The sequence below is a fragment of the Pelotalea chapellei genome, from assembly GCF_018531195.1.
Classification (GTDB): domain Bacteria; phylum Desulfobacterota; class Desulfuromonadia; order Geobacterales; family Pseudopelobacteraceae; genus Pelotalea; species Pelotalea chapellei.
This window is the reverse complement of record NZ_JAHDYS010000002.1, coordinates 102,236-128,289: the sequence shown is the minus strand read 5'-3', so window position 1 is coordinate 128,289 and position 26,054 is coordinate 102,236. Positions and strand designations below refer to the sequence as shown.

Annotated in this window: 26 protein-coding genes, 1 tRNA gene and 1 other RNA gene; 23 read left to right on the top strand and 5 right to left on the bottom strand. The window is 52.4% G+C overall.

Annotated features, from left to right (window positions below; translation table 11 throughout):
• Positions 1–27: 27 nt before the first annotated feature.
• Together lspA and KJB30_RS02500 are read left to right on the top strand one after the other, a co-directional pair.
• Positions 28–513 (top strand): signal peptidase II, encoded by a 486-nt coding sequence (gene lspA / locus KJB30_RS02505; RefSeq protein ID WP_214296360.1) that lies wholly within the window; start codon positions 28–30, stop codon positions 511–513.
• A gap of 126 nt (positions 514–639) precedes the next feature.
• Positions 640–1,092 carry a tetratricopeptide repeat protein gene (locus KJB30_RS02500; RefSeq protein WP_214296359.1) on the top strand — a complete coding sequence of 151 codons (453 nt, stop codon included), beginning with the start codon at positions 640–642 and terminating at the stop codon, positions 1,090–1,092.
• Between the two features lie 31 nt (positions 1,093–1,123).
• Here KJB30_RS02500 and KJB30_RS02495 read toward each other — a convergent pair whose 3' ends face one another.
• On the bottom strand, positions 1,124–1,846 hold the full coding sequence (locus KJB30_RS02495) for a phosphorylase family protein (RefSeq protein ID WP_214296358.1): 723 nt from the start codon (positions 1,844–1,846) through the stop codon (positions 1,124–1,126).
• Between the two features lie 152 nt (positions 1,847–1,998).
• Between KJB30_RS02495 and KJB30_RS02490 the strand changes: the two genes are divergently transcribed.
• The 15 genes from KJB30_RS02490 (at position 1,999) to KJB30_RS02420 (ending at position 16,585) form a co-directional block, all read left to right on the top strand.
• A tRNA-Ser gene (locus tag KJB30_RS02490) sits at positions 1,999–2,089 on the top strand.
• Positions 2,090–2,216: 127 nt separating this feature from the next.
• An RNA gene (gene ffs, locus KJB30_RS02485) (signal recognition particle sRNA small type) lies at positions 2,217–2,315 on the top strand.
• A 125-nt stretch (positions 2,316–2,440) separates the two neighbouring features.
• Positions 2,441–4,135, top strand: coding sequence for a DNA polymerase III subunit gamma/tau (dnaX, locus tag KJB30_RS02480; protein ID WP_214296357.1), 1,695 nt, complete (start codon positions 2,441–2,443; stop codon positions 4,133–4,135).
• Between the two features lie 42 nt (positions 4,136–4,177).
• Positions 4,178–4,492 (top strand): YbaB/EbfC family nucleoid-associated protein, encoded by a 315-nt coding sequence (locus KJB30_RS02475; RefSeq protein WP_214296356.1) that lies wholly within the window; start codon positions 4,178–4,180, stop codon positions 4,490–4,492.
• A gap of 246 nt (positions 4,493–4,738) precedes the next feature.
• Entirely contained in the window at positions 4,739–5,332 is a 594-nt protein-coding gene (gene recR / locus KJB30_RS02470; protein ID WP_214296355.1) for a recombination mediator RecR, read from the top strand.
• A gap of 41 nt (positions 5,333–5,373) precedes the next feature.
• On the top strand, positions 5,374–8,949 hold the full coding sequence (nifJ, locus tag KJB30_RS02465) for a pyruvate:ferredoxin (flavodoxin) oxidoreductase (protein WP_214296354.1): 3,576 nt from the start codon (positions 5,374–5,376) through the stop codon (positions 8,947–8,949).
• Positions 8,950–9,029: 80 nt separating this feature from the next.
• Positions 9,030–9,899, top strand: coding sequence for an SDR family oxidoreductase (locus KJB30_RS02460; RefSeq protein ID WP_214296353.1), 870 nt, complete (start codon positions 9,030–9,032; stop codon positions 9,897–9,899).
• Between the two features lie 281 nt (positions 9,900–10,180).
• Entirely contained in the window at positions 10,181–10,669 is a 489-nt protein-coding gene (gene folK, locus KJB30_RS02455) for a 2-amino-4-hydroxy-6-hydroxymethyldihydropteridine diphosphokinase (protein ID WP_214296352.1), read from the top strand.
• 13 nt (positions 10,670–10,682) lie between these two features.
• Complete coding sequence (locus tag KJB30_RS02450; RefSeq protein ID WP_367618912.1) at positions 10,683–10,961, top strand: transcriptional regulator; 279 nt, start codon at positions 10,683–10,685, stop codon at positions 10,959–10,961.
• Positions 10,958–11,602: a fructose-6-phosphate aldolase gene (gene fsa / locus KJB30_RS02445; protein WP_214296351.1), complete on the top strand. Its 645-nt coding sequence runs from the start codon at positions 10,958–10,960 to the stop codon at positions 11,600–11,602. Before KJB30_RS02450 ends, fsa begins: the two co-directional genes overlap by 4 nt.
• 60 nt (positions 11,603–11,662) lie before the next feature.
• Entirely contained in the window at positions 11,663–13,177 is a 1,515-nt protein-coding gene (locus KJB30_RS02440) for a glycogen synthase (protein WP_214296350.1), read from the top strand.
• Positions 13,092–14,597, top strand: a complete 1,506-nt coding sequence (locus KJB30_RS02435) for a UbiD family decarboxylase (protein WP_246545442.1) — start codon at positions 13,092–13,094, stop codon at positions 14,595–14,597. The genes KJB30_RS02440 and KJB30_RS02435 overlap by 86 nt, the downstream gene beginning before the upstream one ends.
• On the top strand, positions 14,578–15,096 hold the full coding sequence (locus tag KJB30_RS02430) for a hypothetical protein (RefSeq protein ID WP_214296557.1): 519 nt from the start codon (positions 14,578–14,580) through the stop codon (positions 15,094–15,096). The genes KJB30_RS02435 and KJB30_RS02430 overlap by 20 nt, the downstream gene beginning before the upstream one ends.
• 17 nt (positions 15,097–15,113) lie before the next feature.
• Complete coding sequence (locus KJB30_RS02425; RefSeq protein WP_367618911.1) at positions 15,114–15,974, top strand: UbiA-like polyprenyltransferase; 861 nt, start codon at positions 15,114–15,116, stop codon at positions 15,972–15,974.
• Complete coding sequence (locus tag KJB30_RS02420) at positions 15,971–16,585, top strand: UbiX family flavin prenyltransferase (protein WP_214296348.1); 615 nt, start codon at positions 15,971–15,973, stop codon at positions 16,583–16,585. Before KJB30_RS02425 ends, KJB30_RS02420 begins: the two co-directional genes overlap by 4 nt.
• Before the next feature lie 64 nt (positions 16,586–16,649).
• Here the strand turns inward: KJB30_RS02420 and KJB30_RS02415 are convergent, their stop codons facing one another.
• Complete coding sequence (locus KJB30_RS02415) at positions 16,650–17,354, bottom strand: cytidylate kinase-like family protein (protein ID WP_214296347.1); 705 nt, start codon at positions 17,352–17,354, stop codon at positions 16,650–16,652.
• A gap of 161 nt (positions 17,355–17,515) precedes the next feature.
• On the opposite strand from KJB30_RS02415, the gene KJB30_RS02410 reads away from it, so the two are divergent.
• From KJB30_RS02410 to KJB30_RS02395, 4 genes are all read left to right on the top strand, one after another.
• On the top strand, positions 17,516–17,806 hold the full coding sequence (locus KJB30_RS02410) for a Dabb family protein (RefSeq protein WP_214296346.1): 291 nt from the start codon (positions 17,516–17,518) through the stop codon (positions 17,804–17,806).
• Between the two features lie 227 nt (positions 17,807–18,033).
• Entirely contained in the window at positions 18,034–19,629 is a 1,596-nt protein-coding gene (scpC, locus tag KJB30_RS02405; RefSeq protein WP_214296345.1) for a succinyl-CoA:acetate CoA-transferase ScpC, read from the top strand.
• Positions 19,630–19,782: 153 nt separating this feature from the next.
• Positions 19,783–20,478, top strand: a complete 696-nt coding sequence (locus tag KJB30_RS02400) for a DUF4388 domain-containing protein (protein WP_214296344.1) — start codon at positions 19,783–19,785, stop codon at positions 20,476–20,478.
• 11 nt (positions 20,479–20,489) lie between these two features.
• Positions 20,490–21,176: a hypothetical protein gene (locus KJB30_RS02395; RefSeq protein ID WP_214296343.1), complete on the top strand. Its 687-nt coding sequence runs from the start codon at positions 20,490–20,492 to the stop codon at positions 21,174–21,176.
• A gap of 42 nt (positions 21,177–21,218) precedes the next feature.
• Here KJB30_RS02395 and xerC read toward each other — a convergent pair whose 3' ends face one another.
• Genes xerC through KJB30_RS02380 form a run of 3 tightly spaced genes read right to left on the bottom strand, consistent with a single transcriptional unit; the run spans position 21,219 to position 24,382 of the window.
• The gene (gene xerC, locus KJB30_RS02390) at positions 21,219–22,115 is read right to left on the bottom strand and encodes a tyrosine recombinase XerC (RefSeq protein WP_246545463.1); all 897 of its coding nucleotides are present in this window, start codon (positions 22,113–22,115) and stop codon (positions 21,219–21,221) included.
• 12 nt (positions 22,116–22,127) lie between these two features.
• Entirely contained in the window at positions 22,128–22,544 is a 417-nt protein-coding gene (locus KJB30_RS02385; protein ID WP_214296341.1) for a hypothetical protein, read from the bottom strand.
• The gene (locus tag KJB30_RS02380; protein ID WP_214296340.1) at positions 22,541–24,382 is read right to left on the bottom strand and encodes a bifunctional homocysteine S-methyltransferase/methylenetetrahydrofolate reductase; all 1,842 of its coding nucleotides are present in this window, start codon (positions 24,380–24,382) and stop codon (positions 22,541–22,543) included. The genes KJB30_RS02385 and KJB30_RS02380 overlap by 4 nt, the downstream gene beginning before the upstream one ends.
• Before the next feature lie 90 nt (positions 24,383–24,472).
• Between KJB30_RS02380 and KJB30_RS02375 the strand changes: the two genes are divergently transcribed.
• Positions 24,473–25,066 carry a DedA family protein gene (locus KJB30_RS02375; protein ID WP_214296339.1) on the top strand — a complete coding sequence of 198 codons (594 nt, stop codon included), beginning with the start codon at positions 24,473–24,475 and terminating at the stop codon, positions 25,064–25,066.
• Between the two features lie 127 nt (positions 25,067–25,193).
• Positions 25,194–25,988, top strand: a complete 795-nt coding sequence (gene pgeF, locus KJB30_RS02370) for a peptidoglycan editing factor PgeF (RefSeq protein ID WP_214296338.1) — start codon at positions 25,194–25,196, stop codon at positions 25,986–25,988.
• The last annotated feature ends 66 nt before the right edge of the window (positions 25,989–26,054 follow it).

The window sequence follows — 26,054 nt, the reverse complement described above, 5'->3', positions numbered from 1 at the left end:
TTTAAATGTAACAGTAGGGGGAATGATTTGAAAAACCGCTGGTTTTTATTTTCTTTAATTGCCGCTTGTGGCTTGGTGATCGATCAGATCACCAAGTTGTACATTGACCGAACCATGACCCTTTATCAGGCCATTCCGGTTGTAGATGGCTTTTTCAACATCTTCTATATCCGCAACAAGGGGGCGGCCTTCAGTTTCCTGTCCAACGCTTCCTGGCGGCTGCCCTTCTTCATTGCGGTTTCACTGGTTGCGTCCCTGGTGATCCTGGTAGCTTTTAACAAATTGCGCCACGATCAGAAGCTTGCCCAGGTTTCACTTGCCATGATTTTTTCTGGAGCTGTGGGGAACCTGATCGACCGTGTGCGTCTTGGAGAAGTCATCGATTTTCTGGATGTTTACTGGAAGACCCACCACTGGCCGGCATTTAATGTAGCCGATTCATTCATCTGCGTCGGTGTGGCCCTGCTGGCATTGGACATGCTGCGGGAAGAGCGCCGGGTAAAAACAGCGTGAAGCGGCAATCTTTGAAATAGAATAAATATTGAGAAGGGACGGGCTACAGGTATACAGCTCGTCCCTTTTTTACAGTGTGAAGGATCGCAGGTTGTCGCCAACGTCCATGCAGTAATCGGAGGCATAATGGAGTTATCGCCACATGCCAGTGCAGAGAAAGAGGCTGCACGAGCACAGAAAGAGCTGGAGGAAGGGAACGTACTGGCTGCGCTCGCCTGCCTGGAAAAATCTCTTCAGGCTGAAGATGATCCTAGTCTGCATTCCTGTTTAGGGTTCTGCATGGCCAAGGAGCGCGGTCATGTTACCAGAGGGCTTGAGCTCTGCCATGCAGCCATTGAACGTGAACCGCAGAACCCGATCCATTATTTTTACCTCGCCAAAGTTCACCTGGTTGCAGGTACTAAAGAAGAAGCTGTCAGCGCATTGCGCCAGGGAGCGGCCCAGGGAGGTAATCCTCAAATCCTGCTGATGCTTCAAGAGTTGGGAACAAGGAAGCCTCCCCCTTTGCGGTTCCTTTCGCGTGATCATTTTCTGAATAAATATCTGGGAAAATTGCTGGGGCGATTGGGATTACGGTAATGGCTGTTTCTGGCAACTATCGGAGCTGGGGTTAAATCTGTTTCAGCAGCCGCTCCATGGCCTTGCCCAGACTGGCAGCGGCTGCTTTGCTGTTGCGAGCAAGCCGGATCAGTTGTGGAATGATGGAAGGGCGTTTCAGGATTGTAGCCAGTACCTTAGCTGGCCTGATGCGCATGGTGTCATCGCAGAATTCGTTGATTGAAAAGGAAAGTTCCTCATCCCAGGCGTCGCTGATGGCCCTTATGCCGAGGAAAGGAATTCCATTGCCTGCGGCGACCCTGGCTACGGCAGCAGTTTCCATTTCCACAACCGGCTTGTTTGCATTAGTCAGATGACTGGCCAGTTCATCCTTCCGCAAAATGCCATCACCGGTGATAAAGCAGCCCCGGGGCAGAGCCATGGCGTCTGCTGCACTGTTACGGCCGTAGAAGCCGACGGCAACCTCTTCGAACCCTGTTCCATCCCACTGCAGAACCTGTTCAGCCATAACCACCTCTCCTACCGACAGTCCGGCAACAACGCCTCCTCCGAACCCTGCCGAAATGATCAGATCAGGTTTGTCCTCTGCCGCGAGCGTCGCAGCCCAGCCGGCATTGAGGAGGCCCATGCCGGCTTCGACCAGCATGATTTCGTGGCCGGTGATGCTGCAGCGGCAGGTGTGCCGGCCGTTGACCATCCCCTTCTTTTTTTGGTGCGCTCCCTGCAATACAGCACCGGTTTCTTCCGGCATGGCGGTGACAATGGCTATCTTCAAGGCTGTTCTCCATTGGGAATAAATGTGGGAAACGTTACGAGGTGCGGTTATCAGCGCTGCAGATTACTAGTTTTTTATAGCCGCGTCCACGCCCATCTTAACGAAATACTAGACAAAGAGTACTGCATATACTATATTGCCCATTCCCTTGCGGAGAGATGTCCGAGCGGTTGAAGGAGCACGCCTGGAAAGCGTGTGTACGTTAATAGCGTACCGAGGGTTCGAATCCCTCTCTCTCCGCCATTTTTATTGGTACGGCAACAAAGTAGGAACACTCGCTTGCGAGTTCCGCAGGATGAGACATACTTTGGCAGTGTAATTCAACATCTGTACAAACATAGCTTTTAGTACATTTGCAGGCGGATATGATAGCCGGGTCCCGCGCAACGGCAAGCCGTGAACTCCGCCAGGTCCGGAAGGAAGCAACGGCAGCGGCCCCCGTCGTGTGCCGCGGGCAAACCCGGCTATCATATGCGCCTGTAAACGTTTCAGCAGATTAATCCCCTTTCCCTATCCAACGCCCGCACGATCCACCCCCGCTTTTTTCCCGTACGGGACGTCGGGTCACAACCATGACCTGTGAGGTTCAATCTCTTGTCCAACGGCGCGCACTACGAAGTTCTGGCCAGGAAATACCGTCCCCAGACTTTTTTGGAACTGACCGGGCAGGAACATGTCAGTCGGACTCTGCAGAATGCCATCGATTCCGGACGAGTGGCTCACGCCTTTCTGTTCACTGGAGCCCGTGGGGTCGGCAAGACAAGTACCGCCCGAATATTGGCCAAGACACTGAACTGTGAACGGGGGGTTACACACGAACCCTGTAATGTCTGTCCCCTGTGTATCGAAATCACCAAAGGTACCTCTACTGATGTATTCGAGATAGATGGCGCTTCCAATACCGGTGTTGACGACATCCGCGAACTCCGCGACAACATCAAGTACCTTCCTTCCCACAGCCGCTATAAAATCTTCATCATCGACGAAGTTCACATGCTTTCCACGAGCGCCTTCAACGCACTGCTGAAGACACTGGAAGAGCCACCGGATCATGTCAAATTCATTCTAGCCACAACAGAGCCCCATAAACTGCCGGTTACAATCCTTTCCCGCTGCCAGCGTTTTGACTTCAAGCGTGTAGCTGTGACCCGAATTGTCGGACGGCTGCGTCAGATTGCAGAATCTGAAGGCATCACGGTCAACGATTCTGCCCTTGCACTGGTGGCGCGCAAGGGTGACGGCAGCATGCGCGACGCTCTGACAGCTTTTGATCAGGTGCTGGCCTGTTGCGGCAGTATCGTACTGGATGAGGATGTTGCCACATTACTGGGCGCTGTTGACCGGCAGCTGCTGGGAAAAATCTCGGGGGCGATTTTTAACGGGGATACCCAGGGGGTACTGGCTGGTGTAAAGATGGTTGATGGGGTCGGTTATAACATGCGTCAGTTCTGCCAGGAACTGATCGAGCATTTCCGGAACCTGCTGGTCATCAATTCAGTCAAAAAGCCCGAAGAGATCCTGGATGTTTCCGCTGCCGAGCTGGATGAGCTTCGTCAGCAGGCAGAGGGTTTTTCGTCACTGGAAATTCAGCGCCGTCTGACTCTGCTGATCAAGGCAGATGCCGACATGGCCCAGGCCACATTTCCTCGGTTGATCCTTGAAATAGCCCTGCTCAAGCTGGCCACTCTCGAGCCGGTTGTTCCCGTGCAGGAACTGCTGGAGAAAATCAAGGTCATGGAAGCTGGCGCGGTTCACACCCCCGCTCTGCCATGGAAGGCTGAGCGTACTCCCCCTGCAGTAGAATCCCGTCGACATGAGCCGACGCACAGTTCAACCCCCACTGCTCCTGCTGCTTCCCCTCCAAGTGCAGGTCCGCGGGCGCAAGCACCAGGCAGCCATAGCGATTGGGAGCGATTTGTTGGGTATGTAAGTGAGAAGAATCCTGTGCTTGGATCGATACTTGAGCATGGCAGCCCGCTCAAGCAGGAGCCCGGTAGCATGGAGATCGGTTTTCCGGCAGGCAGCTATTATCTGTCCAGTATTCAGGATTCTGCCTCGATCGTCGAAATTCAGGATTTGGCCCAGGCATTTACCGGTCTGAAAACAGTGTTTCGGGTCACCCCGATTACACCTGAAGGGGGAGAGAATCCTCTTTCTCTGGTTGAAAAAAAAAAGAGTGAACACGAGCAGCGACAAGATGAGCTGAAGCAGGAGGTTGCTTCTCATCCTGTTATCAATGAGGCATTACGGGTATTTGGCGGCACAATCACTGAAATCCGTGAGGCTTGAGAACGAGTTTAGTGTCTGGCATATCACATTCAGGAGGAAACAATGTCCAAGGGATTGGCAAGTATCATGAAACAGGCTCAGATGATCCAGCAGAAGATGTCAAAGCTGCAAGAGGAAGCAACACTTAAAACTGCAGAGGCCACAGCTGGTGGCGGTGCAGTCGCGGTGACGGTTAACGGGAAAAATGAAATTCTTTCACTTACAATAAAAAAAGAGGCGGTCGATCCTAACGATGTTGAAATGCTTCAGGACCTGGTGATCGCTGCGGTCAATGAAGCACTTAAAAAGGTGCATGCTGAAATTTCAGAAGAAATGTCCAAAATAACTGGCGGCATGAGTATCCCCGGACTCTTCTAAGTACTGTTTAAAATTTGCCAGCAGTGATACGGAAAAGCTTTAATTTTAAGTTTGACTAAATTTTTTAGTTCCGCTAATAGATGACTTATCTTTGTTGTAAACATATGACAGAACATTTCGTGCGGCAAAGTGTTATATATGCTCCTCCCGGGCATACGGCGGATCTTCGGTTCCGCAAAACCGGGTGGAGCATTTTTTTAACCTCGCTATAATACATAAAAAATTGTTTTATTTGTGTAGGGAAATATGCTAACTAAGGCCTCCTCGCTGTCCCGGCTGGTAGGAGAATTGAAAAAGCTGCCTGGTGTAGGTGAGCGTACCGCTCTCAGGCTTGCCTTTCATCTGCTCAAGTCACCCCAGAACCTGACCACTTTGGCTGAAGCGCTTTTGGAGGTCCGAGCCAAGGTGCGAACCTGCTCCACCTGCTTTGCCATTACCGAGGATGATCCATGCACCATCTGTTCCGGGCGGCGTGATACCGGAACCATCTGTGTTGTGGAGAATTCCCAGGACCTGATGGCCCTGGAGCGGAGCAACGCCTACCATGGCGTCTATCATGTGCTGGAAGGTGCGATCTCCCCTCTGGCCGGTGTCGGACCTGACGCTCTGCGTATCTCAGAACTACTGGAGCGGATACATCGCGGCGGGGTTAATGAGGTGGTTATTGCCACCAATTTTTCTGTGGAAGGTGAGGCAACGGCCCTCTATCTGGCCAAACTTTTGAAAAGCGTCAATATAAAGGTTTCTCGTCTGGCACATGGGATTCCTTTAGGCAGTGACATAGAATTTGTCGACGCAGCTACAGTGCAATGGGCATTGCAGGGTCGCAACGAATTGTAGGATAGTAAAAGTTTACGATTAATCCACCCGAGGAGGAAAGCATGAGCAGAAGAATGGTAACCATTGACGGCAATACCGCCGCCGCCCACGTGGCCCACGCCACCAATGAAGTCATCGCCATCTATCCGATTACTCCATCATCAGTGATGGGTGAAATTTCAGACGCCAAAAGCGCCGCCGGTGAGAAGAACATCTGGGGGACCATCCCACTTGTATCGGAGCTGCAGTCTGAAGGTGGCGCGGCCGGTACAGTCCATGGCGCCCTGCAGGCCGGTGCCTTGACCACTACTTTCACCGCCAGCCAGGGTCTGTTGCTGATGATCCCCAACATGTACAAGATTGCAGGGGAGCTGACCTCCACGGTTTTTCATGTTTCTGCTCGTGCCATTTCTGCCGCCGCTCTGAATATCTTCGGCGATCATTCCGACGTCATGTCGTGCCGCTCCACCGGCTGGGCCATGTTCTGCTCCAACAACGTTCAGGAAGTCATGGACTTCGCGTTGATCGCTCAAGCCGCTACCCTCCGTTCGCGGGTACCCTTTCTGCACTTCTTTGACGGCTTCCGTACTTCTCATGAAGTCCAGAAAGTCGAAGAGCTTTCTTTTGACGATATGCGTGCCATGCTAAACGATGAACTGGTCAATGCCCACCGCCTGCGTGGTCTTTCACCCGATCGCCCGGTCATGCGCGGTACTGCCCAGAATCCGGACGTCTATTTCCAGGGTCGCGAAACCGTCAATCAGTTTTACGAGCCCTGCATCAAAATCGTTCAGGAAGAGATGGACAAGTTCGCCAAGCTTACCGGTCGCTCCTATAAGCTGGTAGACTATGCCGGTGCTCAAGACGCCGAAAGGGTTGTCGTGGTCATGGGTTCCGCAGCCGACACCGTACAGGAGACCGTTAGCAGTCTCGTCAAAAAGGGAGAGAAGGTCGGCGTCGTAAAAGTCCACCTGTACCGCCCCTTCCCGCTGGATGCCTTCATCGAAGCTCTGCCAAAAACGGTCAAAAGCATTGCGGTTCTGGACCGCACCAAAGAGCCGGGCTCTTTGGGTGAACCGCTTTACCTTGATGTGCGCACAGCCATCGGCGAAGCCATGTCCGATGGTAAATTCAGCTTCACAGGTTATCCGACCATTGTCGGCGGCCGTTACGGCCTCGGCTCCAAGGAATTTACTCCGGCCATGGCCAAATCGGTACTGGACAATCTCAAGGAAGCCAAGCCGAAGAACCATTTTGTAGTCGGCATAAAAGAGGATGTCACCAACTGCAGCCTTGACTACGATCCTGATTTCCGCAACGCCATGGATGGCACCTACGAAGCCATGTTCTTCGGACTGGGATCTGACGGAACAGTCGGTGCTAACAAGAACTCGATCAAGATCATCGGCGAAAGTACTGATAACTTTGCCCAGGCCTACTTTGTTTACGATTCCAAGAAAGCCGGCACCATCACCACATCGCACCTGCGCTTCGGAGCCAGGGCGATTAATGCCCCTTACCTCATCGATAACGCCGACTTCATTGCCTGCCATAATTTCTCCTTCCTGGAGAAATACGACATGGTCAGCAAAGCTAAGCCCGGTGGAACCTTCCTGCTTTGCTCCCCCTTTGAGCATGATGAAGTCTGGGACAAAATGCCGAGGGAAGTCCAGCAGCAGATCATCGACAGGAAACTTAAGTTCTATGTGATCAACGCGATCAAACTTGGCGAAGAGCTCGGTCTTGGCGCACGCATCAACGTGATCATGCAGACCGCATTTTTCAAAATCTCCAATATCATTCCCCTGGAAACTGCAATCAATGAGATCAAGGGTGCCATCAAGAAGAGCTACGGCAAGTCGGGCGAAAAAGTTGTTGCAATGAATAACGCCGCCGTGGATGAGGCTCTCAAAAATATTCATGAGGTACAGGTTCCGGCCACAGCTTCCAGCAGCCTGACAATGCCGCCGTCAGTTTCCCCGAATGCGCCCCGGTTTGTTCAGGATGTAACAGGAACCATTATCGCCGGCTTTGGCGACAATCTGCCGGTCTCGGCCATGCCGGCTGACGGTACCTTCCCGACGGCGACATCTCAGTACGAGAAGCGTAATATCGCCGTGGACATCCCGGTATGGGACGAGCAGCTCTGCATCCAATGCGGCATCTGCTCATTCGTCTGCCCCCATGCCACTATCCGCATGAAAGCTTATGACGGCAAACTTCTGGAGAATGCACCGGCAACATTCAAATCCACCGACTGTAAGCTTCCTGAATTCAAAGGGATGAAATATACGCTTCAGGTTGCTCCCGAAGACTGTACCGGCTGCGGTGCCTGTGTGCACAATTGCCCGGCAAAGAGCAAGGAAGATCCGAACCACAAGGCCATCAACATGAAGTTCCAGCCCCCTCTGCGCCATGATGAGGCGGTCAACTTCGACTTCTTCCTCTCTCTGCCAGACATGGATCCGGCACAGCTCAAGCTGGATACCCTGCGCGGCAGCCAGCTGGTGCGGCCGACCTTCGAGTTTTCTGGTGCCTGCGCCGGATGTGGCGAAACTCCTTACCTGAAACTGCTCTCCCAGCTGTTTGGCGACCGCGCCATGATTGCCAATGCTACCGGTTGTACATCAATCTATGGCGGTAACCTGCCGACAACTCCCTGGGCAAAACGCGCCGATGGGCGTGGACCGGCCTGGTCCAACTCGCTGTTCGAAGATAATGCCGAATTCGGCTACGGCATGCGTCTCGCGGTGGACAAATTCACCGAATCAGCATTGGAGCTGCTGGATAAACTGACTACCTGCACCTGCCAATCCTGTAAACCGGTTATCCCGCTGATGAATGAGATCAAGACTGCCGACCAGTCTGACCAAGCCGGTATCGAGAAACAGCGTGAACGGGTTGCAAAACTCAAGGAAGCTCTCAAAGGTTGCACCGAGTCGGCTGCAGTGCAGTTGCTGCCTTTGGCCGATTATCTGGTCAAGAAATCGGTCTGGTGTGTTGGCGGCGATGGATGGGCCTATGACATCGGCTACGGCGGTCTTGACCATGTCATCGCTTCCGGCAAAAACATCAATCTGCTGGTTCTGGATACTGAGGTTTACTCAAACACCGGCGGACAGGCTTCCAAAGCCACTCCAACCGGTGCTGTGGCCCAGTTTGCAGCCGGCGGCAAGGCAATGGCCAAGAAGGATCTCGGCATGATGGCCATGGCCTACGGCAATGTCTACGTAGCCAACGTCTCGCTGGCCAATCCGGGCCAGGTGGTCAAAGCCTTCATAGAAGCCGAAGCATATGACGGACCATCGATCATCGTTGCCTACTCCCATTGCATTGCCCATGGCATCAACATGACCAAAGGTGTCGATGAAAACAAGAAGGCAGTATCATGCGGATACTGGCCACTGTATCGCTACAATCCGGCACTGGTTGCCGAAGGAAAGAACCCGTTGCAGTTGGACAGCAAATCCCCGACCACTTCGTTCGAGGAGTATGCCTACGGTGAGAATCGCTATAAGGTGCTGCAGAAGGCAAATCCCGAAGCAGCTGCTGTGCTGATGAAAAAAGCCACAGCCTGGACCGCCAGCCGCTTCGAATATTATCAGAAGCTTGCAGCCCTGGAGTTTGGTGAAAAGTAGAAGCACATTGTAAATTTGCCAAAAAAGCCCCGCAGAGCAATCTGCGGGGCTTTTTTGGCCTAACAGGAGAAGGAGCAGTCATGACACAAATTCTGATAGCCGGATGCGGCTACATTGGTGAAAGGGTTGCCCGTATTTTCATGGAAAAGGGTGCCGATGTCACCTGTCTGGTGCGATCTCCGGATCGGCAGGCCAGGTTATCTGTTGATGGGCTTAATGTGGCCACCTGCAGCTTTGATGATCCTGCAACAATCCCTCGGCTGGATAGTGCCGGTCGCACCATCTTTTATTTTGTTCCCCCACCCGGTGGCGGCATCACCGACACCCGTGCACGGAACTTTTGTAGACAGCTTGCCTTATCCGGAGCACCTGCGAAAATAATCTATATGAGTGCAACTTCAGTCTATAGCGAAGTAAAGGGTGGAGTGGTGACAGAATCATCGCCAACAGACCCGGCATCTGCCATGGGCAAGCGCCGTCTGGATGCTGAGACGGCATTTATGCAATATGGGGCAACATCAGGGGCATCAGTGGTTATTCTGCGGGTGAGTGGCATCTATGGTCCGGGACGCCTTCCTCTGATGCAGATCCGTCAGGGGCAGCCGGTGTTGCGGGAAGAGGAGGCCGGTCCCAGCAATCGGATTCATGCCGATGATCTTGCTCGTATCTGTGCTGCTGCGGCAGCTAAAGGGCGGGATGGCGATATCTTTAATGTTAGCGACGGAAATGCAAGCAGCATGACTTCCTATTTTAATGCTTGTGCCGATGCGCTGGGTGAACCTCGTCAACCACAGGTGACCATGGAAGAGGCTCGTAAAACCATGTCCCCCCTGATGCTTTCCTATGTCAGTGAATCACGTATTGTTGATAACAGCCGGATGCTTCGCGAACTTGGCATTACTTTGCAATACCCCACCTATTGTGAAGGTTTGGCTGCATCTATGAGATAGGATTCACCCGTGGTGTAGGATCCAACCGATCATTTCATGTCAACTGAAAAGATAAAGAATCCGGGTTTTTGTTTTTTTGTAAAAGGTAGTTATAAAAAATATTCTTGAAAAAAAGCAGTGGCCTGATATCATAAAACCAGAGAAATGATTGCGAAGACCTAACGGTCTTCATCTGCCCTGGTGACTTTCCCTCCTAGTTACCAGGGTGTTTTTTTGCCTGTTGCGGTGTCTCGATTCACAGTGGGTTGACGTCTTTGTGCCGTTATGTTTTAATCTCTGACGTGGAAAAAATTGCTTACATCGCTCTCGGTTCCAACATGGGAGATCGGGAGCTGAATCTCTTGCGCGCTATTGCAGAGATCGGAAAACTGCCGACATGCCGGGTAACCGGCCTATCTCCATTTTACGAAACATCACCGGTTGGCTTCACAGATCAGTCCCCCTTCTACAATGCTGTTCTCCGGCTTTCCACCGGACTATCTCCCCATGAACTTTTGTATCACCTGCAGCAGATCGAAAGCTCGGTTTTCCGCCGAGTCAGAAGCGCACCTGACGGACCGCGGACCATGGATCTTGACCTGTTACTGTATGGTGAAGAGGTTGTTGACACCCCTGATTTGATCGTGCCACACCCGCGGATGGCTGAGAGACGCTTTGTCCTTGAGCCACTCTGCGTGCTTGCCCCTGGCCTGAAACACCCGAGGTTGGAGAAAACCATAGTTGAGTTACTTGCCGGCCTCAAATCGGATGAAACTGTGACTGAAATATGAAGAAAGGGTCTATGTGATCAGACTTTTCATCTGGGGTCTTTTGATCTACATTGGTTATCGGATCATCATTTCCCTTGTAAACGGAAAGAACCAGGTTTCATCAGCCGCAAAGCGTGATGCGGCCGAGGCCACCTATCGTGACCCCGTGTGCGGAATGTACGTTTCCGAGGATGATGCTGTAATTGGCAGACATGATGGTCAGCGTCACTTTTTTTGCTCACATAGCTGTCTTGAAAAATATCGCAATAACCTTGCTGATAAAAAAAACAATAATAACACGGAGGCACTATGAAGTTTTTCATCGATACTGCGGATGTCCGCGAAATACGTGAGGCCCATGAACTTGGTCTGGTTGATGGGGTTACCACCAATCCATCACTGATTGCAAAATCGGGTCGCAGGTTTGAAGATGTCATCAAGGAGATCGTCTCCATCGTTGATGGTCCTATCTCGGCCGAAGTGGTGTCACTTGATTGTGCAGGAATGCTTGAAGAGGCCAAGGAGCTTGTTAAAATTCACCAGAACATTGTGGTCAAGGTGCCCATGACACCCGAAGGGCTCAAGGCCACCAATGCGCTGACCGCATTGGGCATCAAAACCAATGTCACTCTCATATTCACACCCATGCAGGCTTTATTGGCCGCTAAAGCGGGTGCAACCTATGTTTCACCTTTTATCGGGCGCTTGGACGACATCTCTCAGGATGGTATGGGAATTATTGAAGATATCCGCACCATATTCGACAACTACGGCTACATGAGCGAGATTATCGTGGCCAGCGTACGGAATCCGATTCATGTTCTCAATTCTGCCCTCATAGGGGCCGACATAGCAACCATACCTTATTCGGTCATGATTCAGCTTGCCAAACATCCCCTGACAGATGCCGGCATCAAGAAATTTCTCGAAGACTGGGAAAACGTACCCAAGTAATGCTACGCCTCCCTTCCAGCCTGCTGGAAGGGAGGAAATCTGACCTAGAGTGGAGCCTGGATGAAGTCTTCCGAGCATATTTCCATTTTGTTTGCCGCTTCCGAGGCTGCTCCCTTTGCAAAAGAGGGGGGACTGGGAGATGTGGTAGGAGCTTTACCCAAGTACCTGGCTGCCATGGGACACGACGTGCGGGTGGTCTTGCCGCGCTACTATTCCGTTGACAGGGAAAAATATGGCCTGCGACTCCTGCCTTTTGTGCTCACAGTTCCCATGGGTATCATTGGCCACCAGTACTGTGGCGTTTATGAGGGGGTGCTGCCGGGAAGCGAGGTACCGATATATTTCCTGGAGCATGAAGGATATTACGGTCGGGCGGGATTGTATCAGGAACATGGCGAGGGGTATCTGGACAATGACAATCGTTTTGTGTTCCTTTCCAAGGCTGCTCTTGAACTATGCAAAGCGCTGGATTTCAAACCTGATGTCATCCATTCCCATGATTGGCATACCGGCATAATTCCGGCTTTGCTGAATACTTCTTACCTGCATGATCGTTATGTGGGGGATGCGGCATCGCTGCTGACACTGCATAACATGCAGCATCAGGGTAATTTTTATCCCGGCCTGATGGAAGTGCTTGATGTCGGCTGGAAACACTTCAACTTCCTCGAGCTCGAGAAGGATGACCAGGTTAACCTTCTCAAGGGTGGGCTCACCCATGCCACGCTGCTGAATACAGTCAGTCAGGGCTATGCCCACGAAATTCAGACTGCCGAATTTGGCTGGGGATTGGAAGGAGTCGTTAGGGAACGTGCAGGGGATCTCTACGGCATCCTCAATGGAGTCGACTATCAGGAATGGAATCCTGAGACCGACAGCATGATAGCCACCCCCTATACACCCACGACCGTGACGGAGGGTAAAGCTGCCTGCAAACGCGATCTTCAGGCTAGCCTGGGACTACCGCAACGACCGGATGTACCGCTACTTGGAGTAGTTTCCCGGATGGTGAAACAAAAGGGTACCGATATACTTGCTGCGGCGATCCATCGCATACTGGAAATGGATGTGCAATTCGTGATAGTGGGCAATGGTGAGCCATGGGCACACTTCTATTTCGGTGATATTGCGGCTATGTATCCTGAAAAATTCGCCTGCTATATCGGCTATAACGAAGCTTTGGCTCACAAGGTGGAGGCGGGTGCCGATTTTTTCGTGATGCCCTCCGCCTTCGAGCCATGCGGCCTCAACCAGATGTACAGTCTCGCCTATGGAACTCCGCCCATCGTGCGGGCCACGGGTGGGTTGGAAGACAGCGTTGAAAATTTCAACGAAGCGACTTTGACCGGTACCGGCTTCAAATTCTGGAATCATAACGCCACGGCACTTTTTGATACTGTCGGTTGGGCGGTCTATACCTACTTCAACAATCCGGAAGGGCTGGCTGCATTGCGCCAGAACGGCATGGCCCAGCGATTTACCTGGGAAGATGCGGCTGTTAAATATGACCGGCTTTACCGGCTTGCCATTCGACGCCGTCGCGGTGCCGAATATTATAGAAACAGGTTCGAGTAGCAGACACGGCATGGATGCCACTCGCGTCATGGATGATCTGAGGCAGTATATTTCCTGCCTTGAGTCCTGCGGCCAACTGGCGCGTATTTCCGTGCCGACAGATCCGGTTCTTGAAATTGCCGCCATCACAGACCGTGTGTGCAAGTCGCCTGATGGAGGCAAAGGACTGCTCTTCGAACAGCCACTAGGCTCGTCTTTTTCTGTGGCAACCAATCTTTTCGGTTCTCTTCAGCGGGTTTGTCTGGCATTGAACATTGATCATCCCGATCAGCTGACAGCACGAATGTCTGCATTGCTTGATTCCATCAGCGAACCAAGCCTTTCCAGTCTTGATCAGCAGATCTCGTCCCTACCGGAATTTCGTCGTTACGCCCCTCGTATAAGGAAAACTCGTTCCGATATCTGCAGGACAATGACCCCTCCGGACCTGACGGCATTTCCCTTTCTCCATTCCTGGCCCAATGATGGAATGGCCTCCGGATACCAACGCTACATAACCCTGCCCCTCGTTTTTACTGCTGATGCCAATGGCAATAACGTTAATTGCGGTATGTACCGTGCACAGCTCCGCGGGCCGCAGGAATTGGCAATCCAATGGAAGATCGGGAGCGGAGCACACCGGCATCTGGAAGAGTTTCGCTGCAGAGGCGAAAAAATGCCGGTCTCCATTGTGCTTGGTGGCCCCCCGGCACTTACCCTTAGTTCCATGCTGCCGCTGCCTGGTGTTCTGGATGAGTGTACGTTCGCCGGCTTTCTGAGAGAATCTCCACTTGAAATGGAGCCGTGTACAGCGGTCCCTCTGCATGTCCCGTGTGGAGCTGAGGTGGTTATCGAAGGCTACGTTGATCCAGCCGAAACGACCTTGGAAGGCCCTTTCGGGAACCATACCGGAGCTTATGCACCGGCTGCTCCTGCCGCAGTGATGCGCGTTACCGCCATTTCCCGCCGTAATGACGCCATCATACCGGCTACGATAGTTGGGCCGCCACCTATGGAAGACTGCTGGATGGCAAAAGTGTGGGAACGAATCCTGTTTTCATTAGTGTGTCGAATAATACCTGGCGTGACCGGGCTCTGTTTTCCGTTAGAGTGGGTATTCCATCAGAGTGCCGTCATTTCCCTTGAAAATTCTCATCCCGGCATGGTAAGGGAAACAGCTCATTTCCTATGGGAAACTCCATGGTTCTCGGCAGCGCGGCTGCTTGTATTTATTGACGGGAAGGAATCGGTAAGCGATATGAATGGAACTGCATGGCGCTGTATCAATAACTGCAGTTTCAGTCGTGATTTTATCTGCGACAACTCCGGAAGCCGTCTGGCCCTTGATGCTACCGGCTGGGACATCTCTCGCTCACTTGCTCAGGATAGTCGCATTATTGATCTGGTTCAGAGCCGTTGGCATGAATATGGCCTCGAGTAGGATTGTGCCCGTTGTTGCAATAATGGCACTGCTCCTTATTCTGGGCGGTTGTTATCATATGCGTGCGGAGCCGGAACCGATAAAACCCCGCGTTTTCAAGGTAAACCTGGTGCCGGCAGAGGCGCTGAAAAGAATTCGCAATGTCCTTGAGGGTGAGCGCCGTCTGCGAATTCTGGAGGAGCAAAACCAGGGGGCAATTCTGGTAACAGCGCCCTGGCATTTTGCCACCGATACCGGTTTCGGGCAGCCTGCAGGAGGGCGCAAATATTATACCCAGCTGCTGGTCGAGGTGGTAGTCCAGAATGGAGGGACGCAGGTAACCTTGTCTCCATACAGCTATGAAATGCGCAGTACCTATGCCTACGGTGAAAACGGGCAGGTGGAAACGTTGAACAAGCACTATCCATATGAGCATTATCCGGGAATGTTTGATAATAACCTTTTGACAGCAGCCCTTAATGAAATGGCGGCGACCATGCAAAGGGCCTGCAGTGAATAAAAGATGGGGTTTCAAGAGTGTTTAAAAAAATCATAGTTTTTCTCGAAATGATCAAATTCTCTCATACGATTTTCGCCTTGCCCTTTGCCCTGGCCGGTGCGCTGCTGGCTGCCAGAGGTTTGCCGTCCCCGGAAAAGGTATTCTGGATAGTTGCGGCGATGGTGGGAGCACGCACTGCTGCCATGGGGCTCAACCGGTTGATCGATGCGGAGATAGATGCCAACAATCCCCGTACATCCGGACGCGCCATCCCTGCAGGCTTGATAGGTAAAGGTGCGACATTCTCCTTCATCGTGCTTTCCCTGGTCCTGCTGCTGGCAGCAGCCTACCGTCTCAATCCCCTCTGTCTGCAGCTGTCTCCTTTGGCGGTGCTCTTTCTGGTGCTCTATTCATACTGCAAACGCTTTACCTCCCTGGCCCATGTGGTCTTGGGCATCTGCCTGGCAGCTGCTCCAATGGGAGCCTGGATTGCCATTCGGGGCAGCATTGATTTGCCGGCACTGATACTTGGTGGTGCCGTCCTCTTCTGGGTAGCAGGATTCGACATTCTTTACGCACTGCAGGACCTGGAGTTTGATCGTAAAGCAGGGCTGCATTCCATACCTGTTGCCCTGGGTGTGGCGGGCTCTCTTTGGGCAGCAAGGATGTTTCACTTGATCATGCTGGGGCTTTTGCTGTGGCTCCTGGTCAGTCTTGGGCTGGGATCCTTCTTTATGATCGGGATTCTGATTGCAGCCGGTATGCTGCTGTATGAGCACTGGTTGTTGAAGGACGGCAACCTGGACAAGCTGGATGCAGCTTTCTTCAATATGAACGGATATATCAGTGTCGTCATTCTGATCTGTACTGCAGCCGAAGTGCTGGCCAGGCCACTATGAATAATTCCCGGAAAATAGATCACATACTTGTGGCCATAAGCGGCGCTTCAGGCTCACTGTATGGTTTGAGATTGCTGGAGGAGTTGCACCGGGCCGGGTTTCGGCTGACAGTAACAGCCAGTACCAGCGGGCAGATTGTCTGCCGTGAGGAGACTGGCCTTGATCTGTCGGAAAATCCGCAGGCTGCTACAGAGCGTCTATGCAGGCAGTTGGGGCTGGAAGGGGGCGTGAGCGTGGTGGCACCTGACGATCTGTTCGTCGGTGCAGCAAGCGGCTCAGCTGCGCCCGGTGCAATGGTCGTAGTTCCTTGTAGCATGGGGACTTTGGCACGCATAGCAGGTGGTATTTCGGGGAACTTGATCGAGCGTGCAGCAGATGTGATGCTCAAGGAGCGTCGTCCCTTGTTGCTGGTTCCCCGGGAGACACCACTTAGTCAGATCCATCTTGAAAACATGCTCAGAATCACTCGTTGCGGGGCGTGTGTACTTCCGGCTATGCCTGCTTTTTACCACCGACCTGAGAGCATTTCTGACTTGATTGATTTTGTGGTAGGTAAAATTCTTGATCAGTTGGGAATTGTGCACGACCTTTATAGCCGTTGGGGAGAGTAACTACGGTATCAAATACAGAAAAAGGCGCTCCTGTTGGGGCGCCTTTTGTTTTGGGGCAGACTGATCACTCTGCCTGGCAGATATATTCTGTAATGGTTCGGGCAATTTTTTCAGATGTGTTACGGTCATTGTTGAAAATAACATTATAGACGGTCAGATCGTGCTCATCTCTGTCCAGAAAATCGCGGATAAAGCGATCGCGCTGGCTTTGTTTGAGTGCAATGAGTTTTTCGGCCTCTTCTGCAGAAATACCAAGGCGGTGCTCGATCGAGCGTATCTTGAACCTGGAAGAAGCAAACAAACGGAAATGGTAGCAGTTTCTAAGGGATTGGGTGATAAAGGCGCTGCCACGACCAACCACGATGACGTTGCCCTGTTGTGCTAGCGAGATGATATGGCGGCAGAGCACTCGAAAATAATCCTTTTCCGTTTTCCACTGAGGGGAAAAAGTGGCCAGGATTTCATCCAGAAATCGCGATTTTTCTCCCAGCCCCTGCATAACCTGCTCGGAAAGGTTGTGGTTGCGGGCGATCTCATCGAAAAGGGCCCTGTCTACCAGCAGCCAGGGCTCGCCGGTCTTTTTTTCCATCTGTGCTCTCAACTGCTCAGCCACGGGATAGGCTTCGCAACCGAATTCGCGGGAGATGGTTATGGTTGGATTGGGATTGCTCCTGATTTTCCGTTCTGCCCGCATCTGTATTTGCCGGCTGTATTCCATCAAGGTGCCGATACGTGTCTCAACTGCCGGAATCAAGCGTTTTTCGGTCATGGCATCCTCCTCAGATATTCATCATTCTCGGCTTAATTATAGCAATCCATTAAACATGTACAATTAGATATTGAAAGATGGAAAGTTGACTCATGTGAGAAGTAAATGTATACAATACAATTCCTGGTCACATAATAGCCATTGAAGGAGTGCAGACAGTAATGATTACACATATTGTTCTATTTAAACTGAAGGAATGCTCGCAGGAAGGTGTTGCCGCAGTTCATGGCAAGCTGCTCAGTATGCAGGGCAAAATCGAACAACTTCGTCATCTGGAAGCCGGTGCGGATATCATCCGCTCTGAGCGTTCATACGATGTTGCGTTGGTCACTCGTTTCGATTCTCTCGAAGACCTCCAGGCCTACCAGGTTCACCCCTATCATGCCGGCGAAGTTATTCCCTTGATGAGATCTCTCTGCTCTTCAATCGTTGCGGTTGATTACGAAGGATAAGATCCCTAACATCGAATACCCTTTGTACGGAATTAGATCGGCTTTACTTTTAACTTGACTAACAATACAGCGTTGCGTAAAATCCGGTTTTACTTGTTTACGGTAAAGTTGAATATTTATAACATGTTGTAAGTTTTAATCTTTATTGCAGTTTAATGGAATCTCGTGTGAAGTTCAATCAGGTTGCGTATAGCCTGTAGACACCATAAACAAACAGGAGGTAGAAGATGTCCGAGTACGGAACACTGCAAGACCGCGTCCAATGCAAGTCACTTTTAAGCAAAGTGATGACCCCTGAGCAGACCATCCCTTTCTTCAAGAACGGCATGAACCTTGGCTGGTCCGGCTTCACACCCGCCGGTTACCCTAAAGTCGTACCCATCGCCCTTGCTGAGCATGTGGAGAAAAACAGTCTGCAGGGTAAACTGAAGTTCAACCTTTTCATAGGTGCTTCAGTTGGTGCCGAAACTGAAGACCGCTGGGCAGTCAACGACATGATCGACCGCCGTTGGCCATATCAGACCGGTAAGAACATCGCTGCCGGTATCAACGCAGGCCGCATCCGTATGGGCGACAAGCACCTCTCCCTCTTCGCTCAGGATCTGGGCTACGGCTTCTACACCAAAGACTCCGAAAGCGGCAAGCTGGACCTGGCCATAATCGAAGTATCCGCCATCAAGGAAGACGGCAGCCTGGTTCCGACCTCTTCATGCGGCGTTATTCCTGAAATCCTTATGATCTGCGACAGGATCATCATTGAGGTCAACACCGGTCAGCCTTCCTTCGAAGGAATCCACGACCTGCTCACACCGGCTACACCGCCAAACCGTCAGCCATTCAACATCGTCAAGGCTGATTCCCGTATCGGTTCCACCTCGATTCCTTGCGATCCTAGCAAGGTCATTGCAGTGGTTGAATCCAAGCTTCGTGATCAGGGTCGCGCCTTTGCCGAGCAGGATGATACCTCCGAGGCGATCGCCAACCACGTTATCGAATTCTTCACCCAGGAAGTAAAGGCTGGTCGTCTGCCGAAGAACCTGCTGCCGATCCAGTCTGGAGTTGGTTCAATTGCAAACGCCGTTATCGGCGGCTTGGCCAAGGGACCTTTCACCAACCTGACCGTTTTCACCGAAGTGCTTCAGGATACCATGCTCGACCTGTTTGATTCAGGCAAGCTCGATGCCGCTTCTTCCTGCTCCCTTTCCCTTTCGGCATCTCCCGGTTTCCCGCGTTTCTTCGAGAATATGGACAAGTACTTCGACAAGATCGTCCTGCGTCCGCTCTCCATCTCCAATGCTCCGGAGCCTATCCGTCGGCTGGGATGTATCGCTATGAATACTCCTGTTGAAATCGACATCTATGCTCATGCCAACTCGACGCTGGTCGGCGGTACCCGCATGATCAACGGTCTTGGCGGTTCAGGCGACTTCCTTCGCAACGGTTTCTTGAAGATGATGCATACTCCATCCAGCCGTCCGAGCAAAACAGATCCGACCGGTATTTCTTGTGTTGTGCCGCACTGCTCGCATATCGACCACACCGAGCACGATCTTGACTGCGTCATCACCGAGCAGGGCCTGGCTGACTTGCGTGGTCTGGCACCTAAGGACCGTGCACGCCGCATTATCGAGAAGTGCGCCCATCCGGATTACAAAGACCAGCTGACTGAGTATCTCAACATTGCAGAAGCTGACTGTCTCAAGCGAAAAGTTGGTCACGAGCCGCAGCTGTGGGATCGTGCATTCAAGATGCACCTCAACCTGGAGCGCAACGGCACAATGAAACTCAAAAACTGGGATGTTAAAGTCGACCTCTGCGAGTAGCAGAAGCCGTCCTGAAAATAAAACCCCGCCGGGTTACCGGCGGGGTTTTTTAATGCTCTGGCTCTTTCTTCTTGAACTTGCCAACGATATGCATTTTAATCACTCGTCATACCTATTCCGCTTATGATTAACTCTAGGTCAGGATTTTCAAAAATGGGCGAAAATATTAATGGATTTCAGGGGGCGGTGGCCGGACTTTCGCTTGCGGATGTTATCCAGCTTAAGGGGCACAACAGGTATACCGGCTGTATTACGGTTTCCTATGGCAACCATAGCGGGACCATTTTTTTCATAAATGGAGAAATCGTTCATGCCGAACAAGGTAGTGAGTCCGGCGAACGTGCCATTTTTGAGATTATTCGCTGGCCAGGGGGAACCTTCAGCATCCATCCTGAAATGACCACCAACGTGTGCACGATTCACTGTCGGACAGATTACCTGCTGCTGGATGCATTCCGCCGCCTTGACGAAGATAGAGCTGGCACAGGCAAAGAAGAGAAGATAAATTTCACCCCGCGTAGAAAAATGAGTAAAGTGGCTGCCGCGTTGCAGGAGATCAGCGCCGTAACCTATGCAGTGTTACTGGATAAACAAGGCACGCCTGTGCAGGACTCGAGTATCGAGGCCGGGGCCCTTGCAGGAAAAGGTCTGTTTCTTGCCACTACCGGTAACCGGCTCGGGGCTCTGCTCGGGTTGGGAGATGTGAAAGCCGCAGCAGTACAGACAACCAATTTCGGGCTGTTGATGTATGACTCCAGGCAGCACTACCTGAGTATTGCGATTAATCCTGGCTGTCAGCTTGATAGCGTTGAAAGTGAGATTAGGAACGTCTTGATTCCCCCCAAGTAGGAGGCTGAACCATGCAGGATATCCTGCATCATTTAGAGAGTATAAAGGGCGTCATCGGAAGCGCGGTTTTCAGCGAAAAGGGAGAAGTGTTATCAAATTCCTTCCCTGCGCTGATCGATCCGGCGGCTGTCCAAGAGTGTGGGGCGTACCTGCTTGAATGTGTTCATGGCCTTCAGGTTTCAGAGACACTTGAGCTTATGGATCTTCGCTACAACGATGGACGTGTCATCGTCAAACACTGCCCGGGAATCCTGATCTGCCTGCTCTGCACGAGAAATGTCAACCTGCAGATGCTTGCCATCACACTCAACATGGCCGTAAAACGGCTGGAAAATGCCATCTCGAGCGAGCCTGCTCCTGTGGACGCTCCCTCTGCTTTGCATGACTCCATCAGCAAGGCCGGCATTCTCAGGCTTCCAGTTGCTCACCTTGAAAACAGGGAAGCCGCCGCAAGCTTTGATTCTTTTGGTATGATTGCAATCAGCCAGAACACGGGCAAACAGATCAGGGACTTTTACAATACATCTTTCAAGAAGCTCGTTCTGATTAATAACACGACTGGCACAAGCGGTACTTTTCCAGTCATGGTCATGCCTGATATGGATTTACAGTACGATGGTTCCATCCTGGTGGGACCGGGTATTGAAAAGAAGCTCAAGGTAAATGCCGGGGACAGGGTCGAGGTCAGAGTGGAGTAAACATGCAGTATCCAGGAGTAGAGTACGCAGAGGGGAGATGGGTTACCCCTCTGTTTTTGTATGTGCCTTGGGGTGCGCCTTGTCATAAACTTCCATCAGGCGATCAATCCCCACGTGGGTGTATTTCTGGGTAGTAGAAAGCGATGCGTGGCCAAGCAGTTCCTGTATGGCACGCAGGTCTGCACCACCCTCCAGCATGTGGGTGGCAAAGGTGTGACGCAGGGTGTGGGGTGAGATGTTTTTGTAGGATGCTAGCCGCTGCACATGGGTGTCAATGATACGTGCCACGCTGCGGCGGTTGATCCTTTTGCCGCGGGTATTGAGGAAGAGCGCATCATGATCTGCACTGTTCACCCTCTCCGCCACGTATTCCGTGACAGCGGCAACAGCTCTGCTGCCCACCGGAACGATGCGCGCCTTGCCTCCCTTGCCCATTACCCGCACCATCCCCCCCGCCAGATCCATGTCACCCACATCAAGTCCTGTAAGCTCTGAAACCCTCAATCCGCATGAGTATAGCGTTTCCAGAATTGCCCGATCACGCAGTTCATGTTTCTGCTCTTCCATCGGCGCTTCCATCAAGGCGGTTGCCTGATCAATGTCCAGATGAAATGGAAGGCGGCTGCCCTTTTTGGGTGTGGCAATCAATTCAGCGGGATTTTTGGTGACGGCGCCCCGTCGCAGAAGAAATTTAAAGAAACTGCGTATTGCGGCGAGCTTGCGGCCGATGGAGCTTTTGGCGTTGCTTTTCCCAAGTTGCGCCAGGTAACGCCTCAGCAGCAGGTGATCCAGGTCGGCTGCTCCGCTGTCGTTCCCTCTTTCCTGACGGACAAAAGCGGCAAGCTGACAGAGGTCGCGGCGGTAAGCCTCCATAGTATGGGGCGAGACGTTTCGCTCAATTTCCAGGTAGGAACAAAATTGGCTTATTTCGGAATCCAGGGTCGGCATTGGTTATTCAAAAGCAGGCAGGGGGGTTTTCACCCTCCATCCCTTTTTTTCATTAATGGTGCGGTATGCCCAATCCTGTTTATAGGTGAGCGTCTTAATGCGGTTGGAAGGAAGGATGTAATAATCAAACTCCGCCACTACTTCTCCGGTCTCTTTCTCCGGCAGGCACTCGGTGGTAAGGATACGGTAATCCGTTACGGTGACAGCCCGCGTGCGGAGTTTTTGTGCTGCAGCCATGAACTCATCCCGTGTTTCAGGTTCGGCGTACGTGGCAACAGCTCTTGGAATCTCCTGCCAACGGAGCATCCGATTGTAATCTTTGGTGCTTTTGTCGAACTCTTCGCCTATTCCGGTGTCATGAACGCAGGCGGTAAGCACCAGGCAACAAAACAGCGGCAGAATCTTAAGCAGTCTCATCATATAAACTCCTTTTCCGTCTCATGAATGCAATCGATCAGATCCAGGGCCAATTCGTGCTTGCCGAATGGGGGCATCAGGTAATATCCCCCCACACTGATAAAAGTGGCCTTGATAAATTCGCGGGCAATGGCCAATCCCTCACCTATGCCGGCTTCCTTCTCAAGTCCCCGCATACGGCTACGGATATTATCCGGAACTGAAATGCCGGGCACTTCGTTATGCAGGTATTCGGCATTGCGCTCGCTGATCAGCGGCATTATGCCGGCCAGTAATGGAATGTCGATGTCATGGGTAGTGTGGAGGGCATTTAGAAGAACCTCCGGATCATAAATTGGCTGGGTCTGGGCGAACTGGGCACCATTATAAACTTTTTTGCGCAGCCGCTCTGCCTGGACCGCCATGTTGGAGGTATTCGGATTGAAAGCGGCACCTATGGTGAAGCCGGTGCCGTTGCCGATCGGATTGCCGATAGCATTGACGCCGCTATTCAGGTCTGCAAGCAGCTTGATCAAGGTCAGGGAGTGCAGGTCGAAAACCGATTTTGCTCCGGCATGATCACCCATGGTGGCCGGGTCGCCGGTGACGGCAAGGATGGAGCGGATGCCGAGCAGGCTGGCCCCCATCAGATCGGACTGCATGCCGATCAGGTTGCGGTCGCGACCGGTGATGTGGACAATCACCTCAATCCCAACCTCGCGCTGAATCAAACTTCCCAGGGCAATGTTTCCCATACGGGGCCGCGCCAGGGGATTTTCCGCCAGGTTGATGGCATCTGCTCCGGCTTCCTTTAGCTTCCGGCAGCCCTCAATGATACGGCTGCAGTCCATTCCTTTGGGAGGGTCGAGTTCAACGGTGATCACCTTGCGACGTCCCCAGGATCTCAAAAAGGAGGAGTTCTCAATCTGCGGGCTGTCGACAGTCCGGGGAAATTCTATAGTTGAGGGTCGTGGGCGGATAGCAGGGGTGGTACCGGCAATGCGTCGGGCAATGGCGGCAATGTGTTCAGGCGTGGTGCCGCAGCAGCCTCCGATGAGCGTTGCACCGGCTGCGGCCATTTCCTCGGCCATGGAGGCCAGATAGTCCGGTGTCGCCCTGTAGATGTAGCGGCCATCGCGGTATTCCGGAAAGCCGCTGTTGGCATAGGCGGCAATGGGCTTATCTGTCCGGGAGGCCAGGCGGCGCACCACCTTGACCAGTTCGAGCGGACCGGCGCCGCAGTTGGCACCCAGCATGTCGGCCCCAGCTTGCTCCATGGCACTGCAGAACGATTCCACTGTTGTTCCGTCGCTGCTGCGCCCCCCTTCCAGAAAGGCCATACTGGCACAGACCGGCAGTCCGGTTGTGCGGGCCGCCGCCACGGCGGCAGTCAGTTGGGCCAGGGAGGCAAAGGTTTCCAGCAGGAGCAGATCCACTCCTCCTGCAGCCAGTGCTGCGCATTGGATCTGAAAGATCGCCTGCATCTCTTTCTGCCCGAGTTCGTGCTCTTCTCCCTTGACTCGCACCAGTGGTCCGACCGAACCAGCTACAAACACATTCTTACCTTGATCGGCAGCCTGGCGGGCAATACGTGCACCGGCGGTATTGATTTCTGCCACCCTGTGTCCCAGGCCGATGGCAGCAAGTTTCGTATAATTCGCCCCGAAGGTGTTTGTCTCGATCACCTGGGCCCCTGCTGCTACATATTCCAGGGCCAGTTCTAGGACAAGGGAAGGACGGACAAGATTCAGGTGTTCGAAATTGCTCTCAAGGCTGATCCCCTTGGCGTAGAGCATGGTGCCCACGGCACCGTCACCTGCCAGTATTTCTGTTTTGAGTTTTTCGATTACAGATTTGTTCATATTTCAAGAGCTCCAGAGTTTACGCAGTTGCCGGTTCCACCAACTTGGGGTATAAAGATGCCTCGTTTTATTCTTACTATGGAGCATTCAATGCACGCACTTGTTCAGTGGCTGCTGGATACGATCGGCACCATGGGCTATCCCGGAATATTTCTGCTGATGGCCATGGAAAGCTCCATTATTCCGGTGCCGAGCGAGCTGGTCATGCCGCCTGCCGGCTATCTCGCTTTTCAGGGAAAGATGAGCATCGTTGCAGCCATTGCCTGCGGTACAGCCGGCAGTCTGGTGGGCGCATATGCCAACTATTTCGCTGCTCATTACCTGGGAAGGCCGCTGATCATCAAATACGGCAGATATGTGCTGATTCCGCCGGATAAATTTGCGCGGGTGGAGCGGTTTTTCCTCAGTCATGGAGAAATTTCGACTTTCATCGGCCGACTGCTTCCGGTGGTGCGCCACCTTATCTCGATCCCGGCTGGACTCTCGGGCATGAACCATTTGCGTTTTTCGCTCTACACCTTACTGGGGGCCGGCATCTGGTGCAGCATCCTGGCAGGCATCGGTTATGTCATCGGCGAGAATCAGCAGCTGATCATGCAGTATGCCCATCAGGCTCTGGCATGGGTGCTTCTGTTCAGCGCACTCCTGATTGGCGTGTATATCTGGCGCCAGCGGCGACGATAACGTGATATTAAAGCGTAAAGCAGTACAGAAGGCAAAACTATTATAACAGGATGCTGAAGACGGGCTGTGAAGGGCTGTGATAAACGGATCTTTCATACCCATAAAGGTACTGTTTTGGAGATTACACATGCAGATCAAGCGTAACGGCCGTATCCATTATCTTGCCACTGAATTCAGCGGCACTCCCTGCTCCGTACAGGGCTTCACAACCCGCCATGAAGGTGTTTCGCGGCCCCCCTACAACTCCCTCAATCTGGGTACCACCACTCTGGATCAGCAGCATAATGTGGAAGGAAACCGCAGCCTTTTGACTCGCGCCTTTGGGATTGCCCAGGAGGCCCTGGTTACCGTTCGCCAGGTGCACGGCAATGATATTCTGGTCATTGATGAACCGAATGAGGATTTCACTCATTTCCTCAGTGTGGAAGGTGATGCCATTGTCACCAACCAGCCCAATATCATGATCGGCATCTGTGTTGCCGACTGTGCTCCGATTCTGCTGGTAGATCCGGAAAAGAAGGTAATTGCAGCGGTGCATGCCGGCTGGCAGGGTACTGCTTCAAAACTCGTCTCCAAAACTGTAGCGGCCATGCAAAATATCTTCGGTTGTACGCCAGGCACTATCCAGGCAGCAATCGGTCCCTGCATCAGTCCCTGCTGTTACGAAGTCGATGCGCCGGTCAAACAGGCCTTTCAGCAGGGAGATGTCGCCTGGGATACCTGCACCGAACCTAATGGTGAGGGCAAATGGCGTCTGGATCTGGCTGAGGCCAATCGAAGGTTACTTATTTCCGCTGGAATCAAGGCAAGTTCCATTCAGGTCTCTGAAATGTGTGTCAGCTGCCAGCGGGAGCTGTTTTTCTCTTATCGCCGGGATGATGGGGTAACCGGACGACAGATGGGCTTCATCATGCTGAAATAGAATTTTCGCTGCAGGTTCGTTGCCGTTTGAAACCGCAGTACTGCGTCCCTGTTAGTACATCTCAGC

What these genes read in the sequence shown, in the direction of transcription:
- pgeF (WP_214296338.1), top strand. Translation starts at nt 25,194, where the DNA reads ATGCAGATCAAGCGTAACGGCCGTATCCATTATCTTGCCACTGAATTC.
- KJB30_RS02415 (WP_214296347.1), bottom strand. Translation starts at nt 17,354, where the DNA reads ATGACCGAAAAACGCTTGATTCCGGCAGTTGAGACACGTATCGGCACC.
- KJB30_RS02410 (WP_214296346.1), top strand. Translation starts at nt 17,516, where the DNA reads ATGATTACACATATTGTTCTATTTAAACTGAAGGAATGCTCGCAGGAA.
- KJB30_RS02475 (WP_214296356.1), top strand. Translation starts at nt 4,178, where the DNA reads ATGTCCAAGGGATTGGCAAGTATCATGAAACAGGCTCAGATGATCCAG.
- KJB30_RS02375 (WP_214296339.1), top strand. Translation starts at nt 24,473, where the DNA reads ATGCACGCACTTGTTCAGTGGCTGCTGGATACGATCGGCACCATGGGC.
- KJB30_RS02460 (WP_214296353.1), top strand. Translation starts at nt 9,030, where the DNA reads ATGACACAAATTCTGATAGCCGGATGCGGCTACATTGGTGAAAGGGTT.
- KJB30_RS02385 (WP_214296341.1), bottom strand. Translation starts at nt 22,544, where the DNA reads ATGATGAGACTGCTTAAGATTCTGCCGCTGTTTTGTTGCCTGGTGCTT.
- scpC (WP_214296345.1), top strand. Translation starts at nt 18,034, where the DNA reads ATGTCCGAGTACGGAACACTGCAAGACCGCGTCCAATGCAAGTCACTT.
- KJB30_RS02420 (WP_214296348.1), top strand. Translation starts at nt 15,971, where the DNA reads ATGAATAATTCCCGGAAAATAGATCACATACTTGTGGCCATAAGCGGC.
- KJB30_RS02400 (WP_214296344.1), top strand. Translation starts at nt 19,783, where the DNA reads ATGGGCGAAAATATTAATGGATTTCAGGGGGCGGTGGCCGGACTTTCG.
- KJB30_RS02395 (WP_214296343.1), top strand. Translation starts at nt 20,490, where the DNA reads ATGCAGGATATCCTGCATCATTTAGAGAGTATAAAGGGCGTCATCGGA.
- nifJ (WP_214296354.1), top strand. Translation starts at nt 5,374, where the DNA reads ATGAGCAGAAGAATGGTAACCATTGACGGCAATACCGCCGCCGCCCAC.
- recR (WP_214296355.1), top strand. Translation starts at nt 4,739, where the DNA reads ATGCTAACTAAGGCCTCCTCGCTGTCCCGGCTGGTAGGAGAATTGAAA.
- KJB30_RS02500 (WP_214296359.1), top strand. Translation starts at nt 640, where the DNA reads ATGGAGTTATCGCCACATGCCAGTGCAGAGAAAGAGGCTGCACGAGCA.
- fsa (WP_214296351.1), top strand. Translation starts at nt 10,958, where the DNA reads ATGAAGTTTTTCATCGATACTGCGGATGTCCGCGAAATACGTGAGGCC.
- KJB30_RS02430 (WP_214296557.1), top strand. Translation starts at nt 14,578, where the DNA reads ATGAATATGGCCTCGAGTAGGATTGTGCCCGTTGTTGCAATAATGGCA.
- KJB30_RS02435 (WP_246545442.1), top strand. Translation starts at nt 13,092, where the DNA reads ATGCGGCTGTTAAATATGACCGGCTTTACCGGCTTGCCATTCGACGCC.
- KJB30_RS02440 (WP_214296350.1), top strand. Translation starts at nt 11,663, where the DNA reads ATGAAGTCTTCCGAGCATATTTCCATTTTGTTTGCCGCTTCCGAGGCT.
- KJB30_RS02380 (WP_214296340.1), bottom strand. Translation starts at nt 24,382, where the DNA reads ATGAACAAATCTGTAATCGAAAAACTCAAAACAGAAATACTGGCAGGT.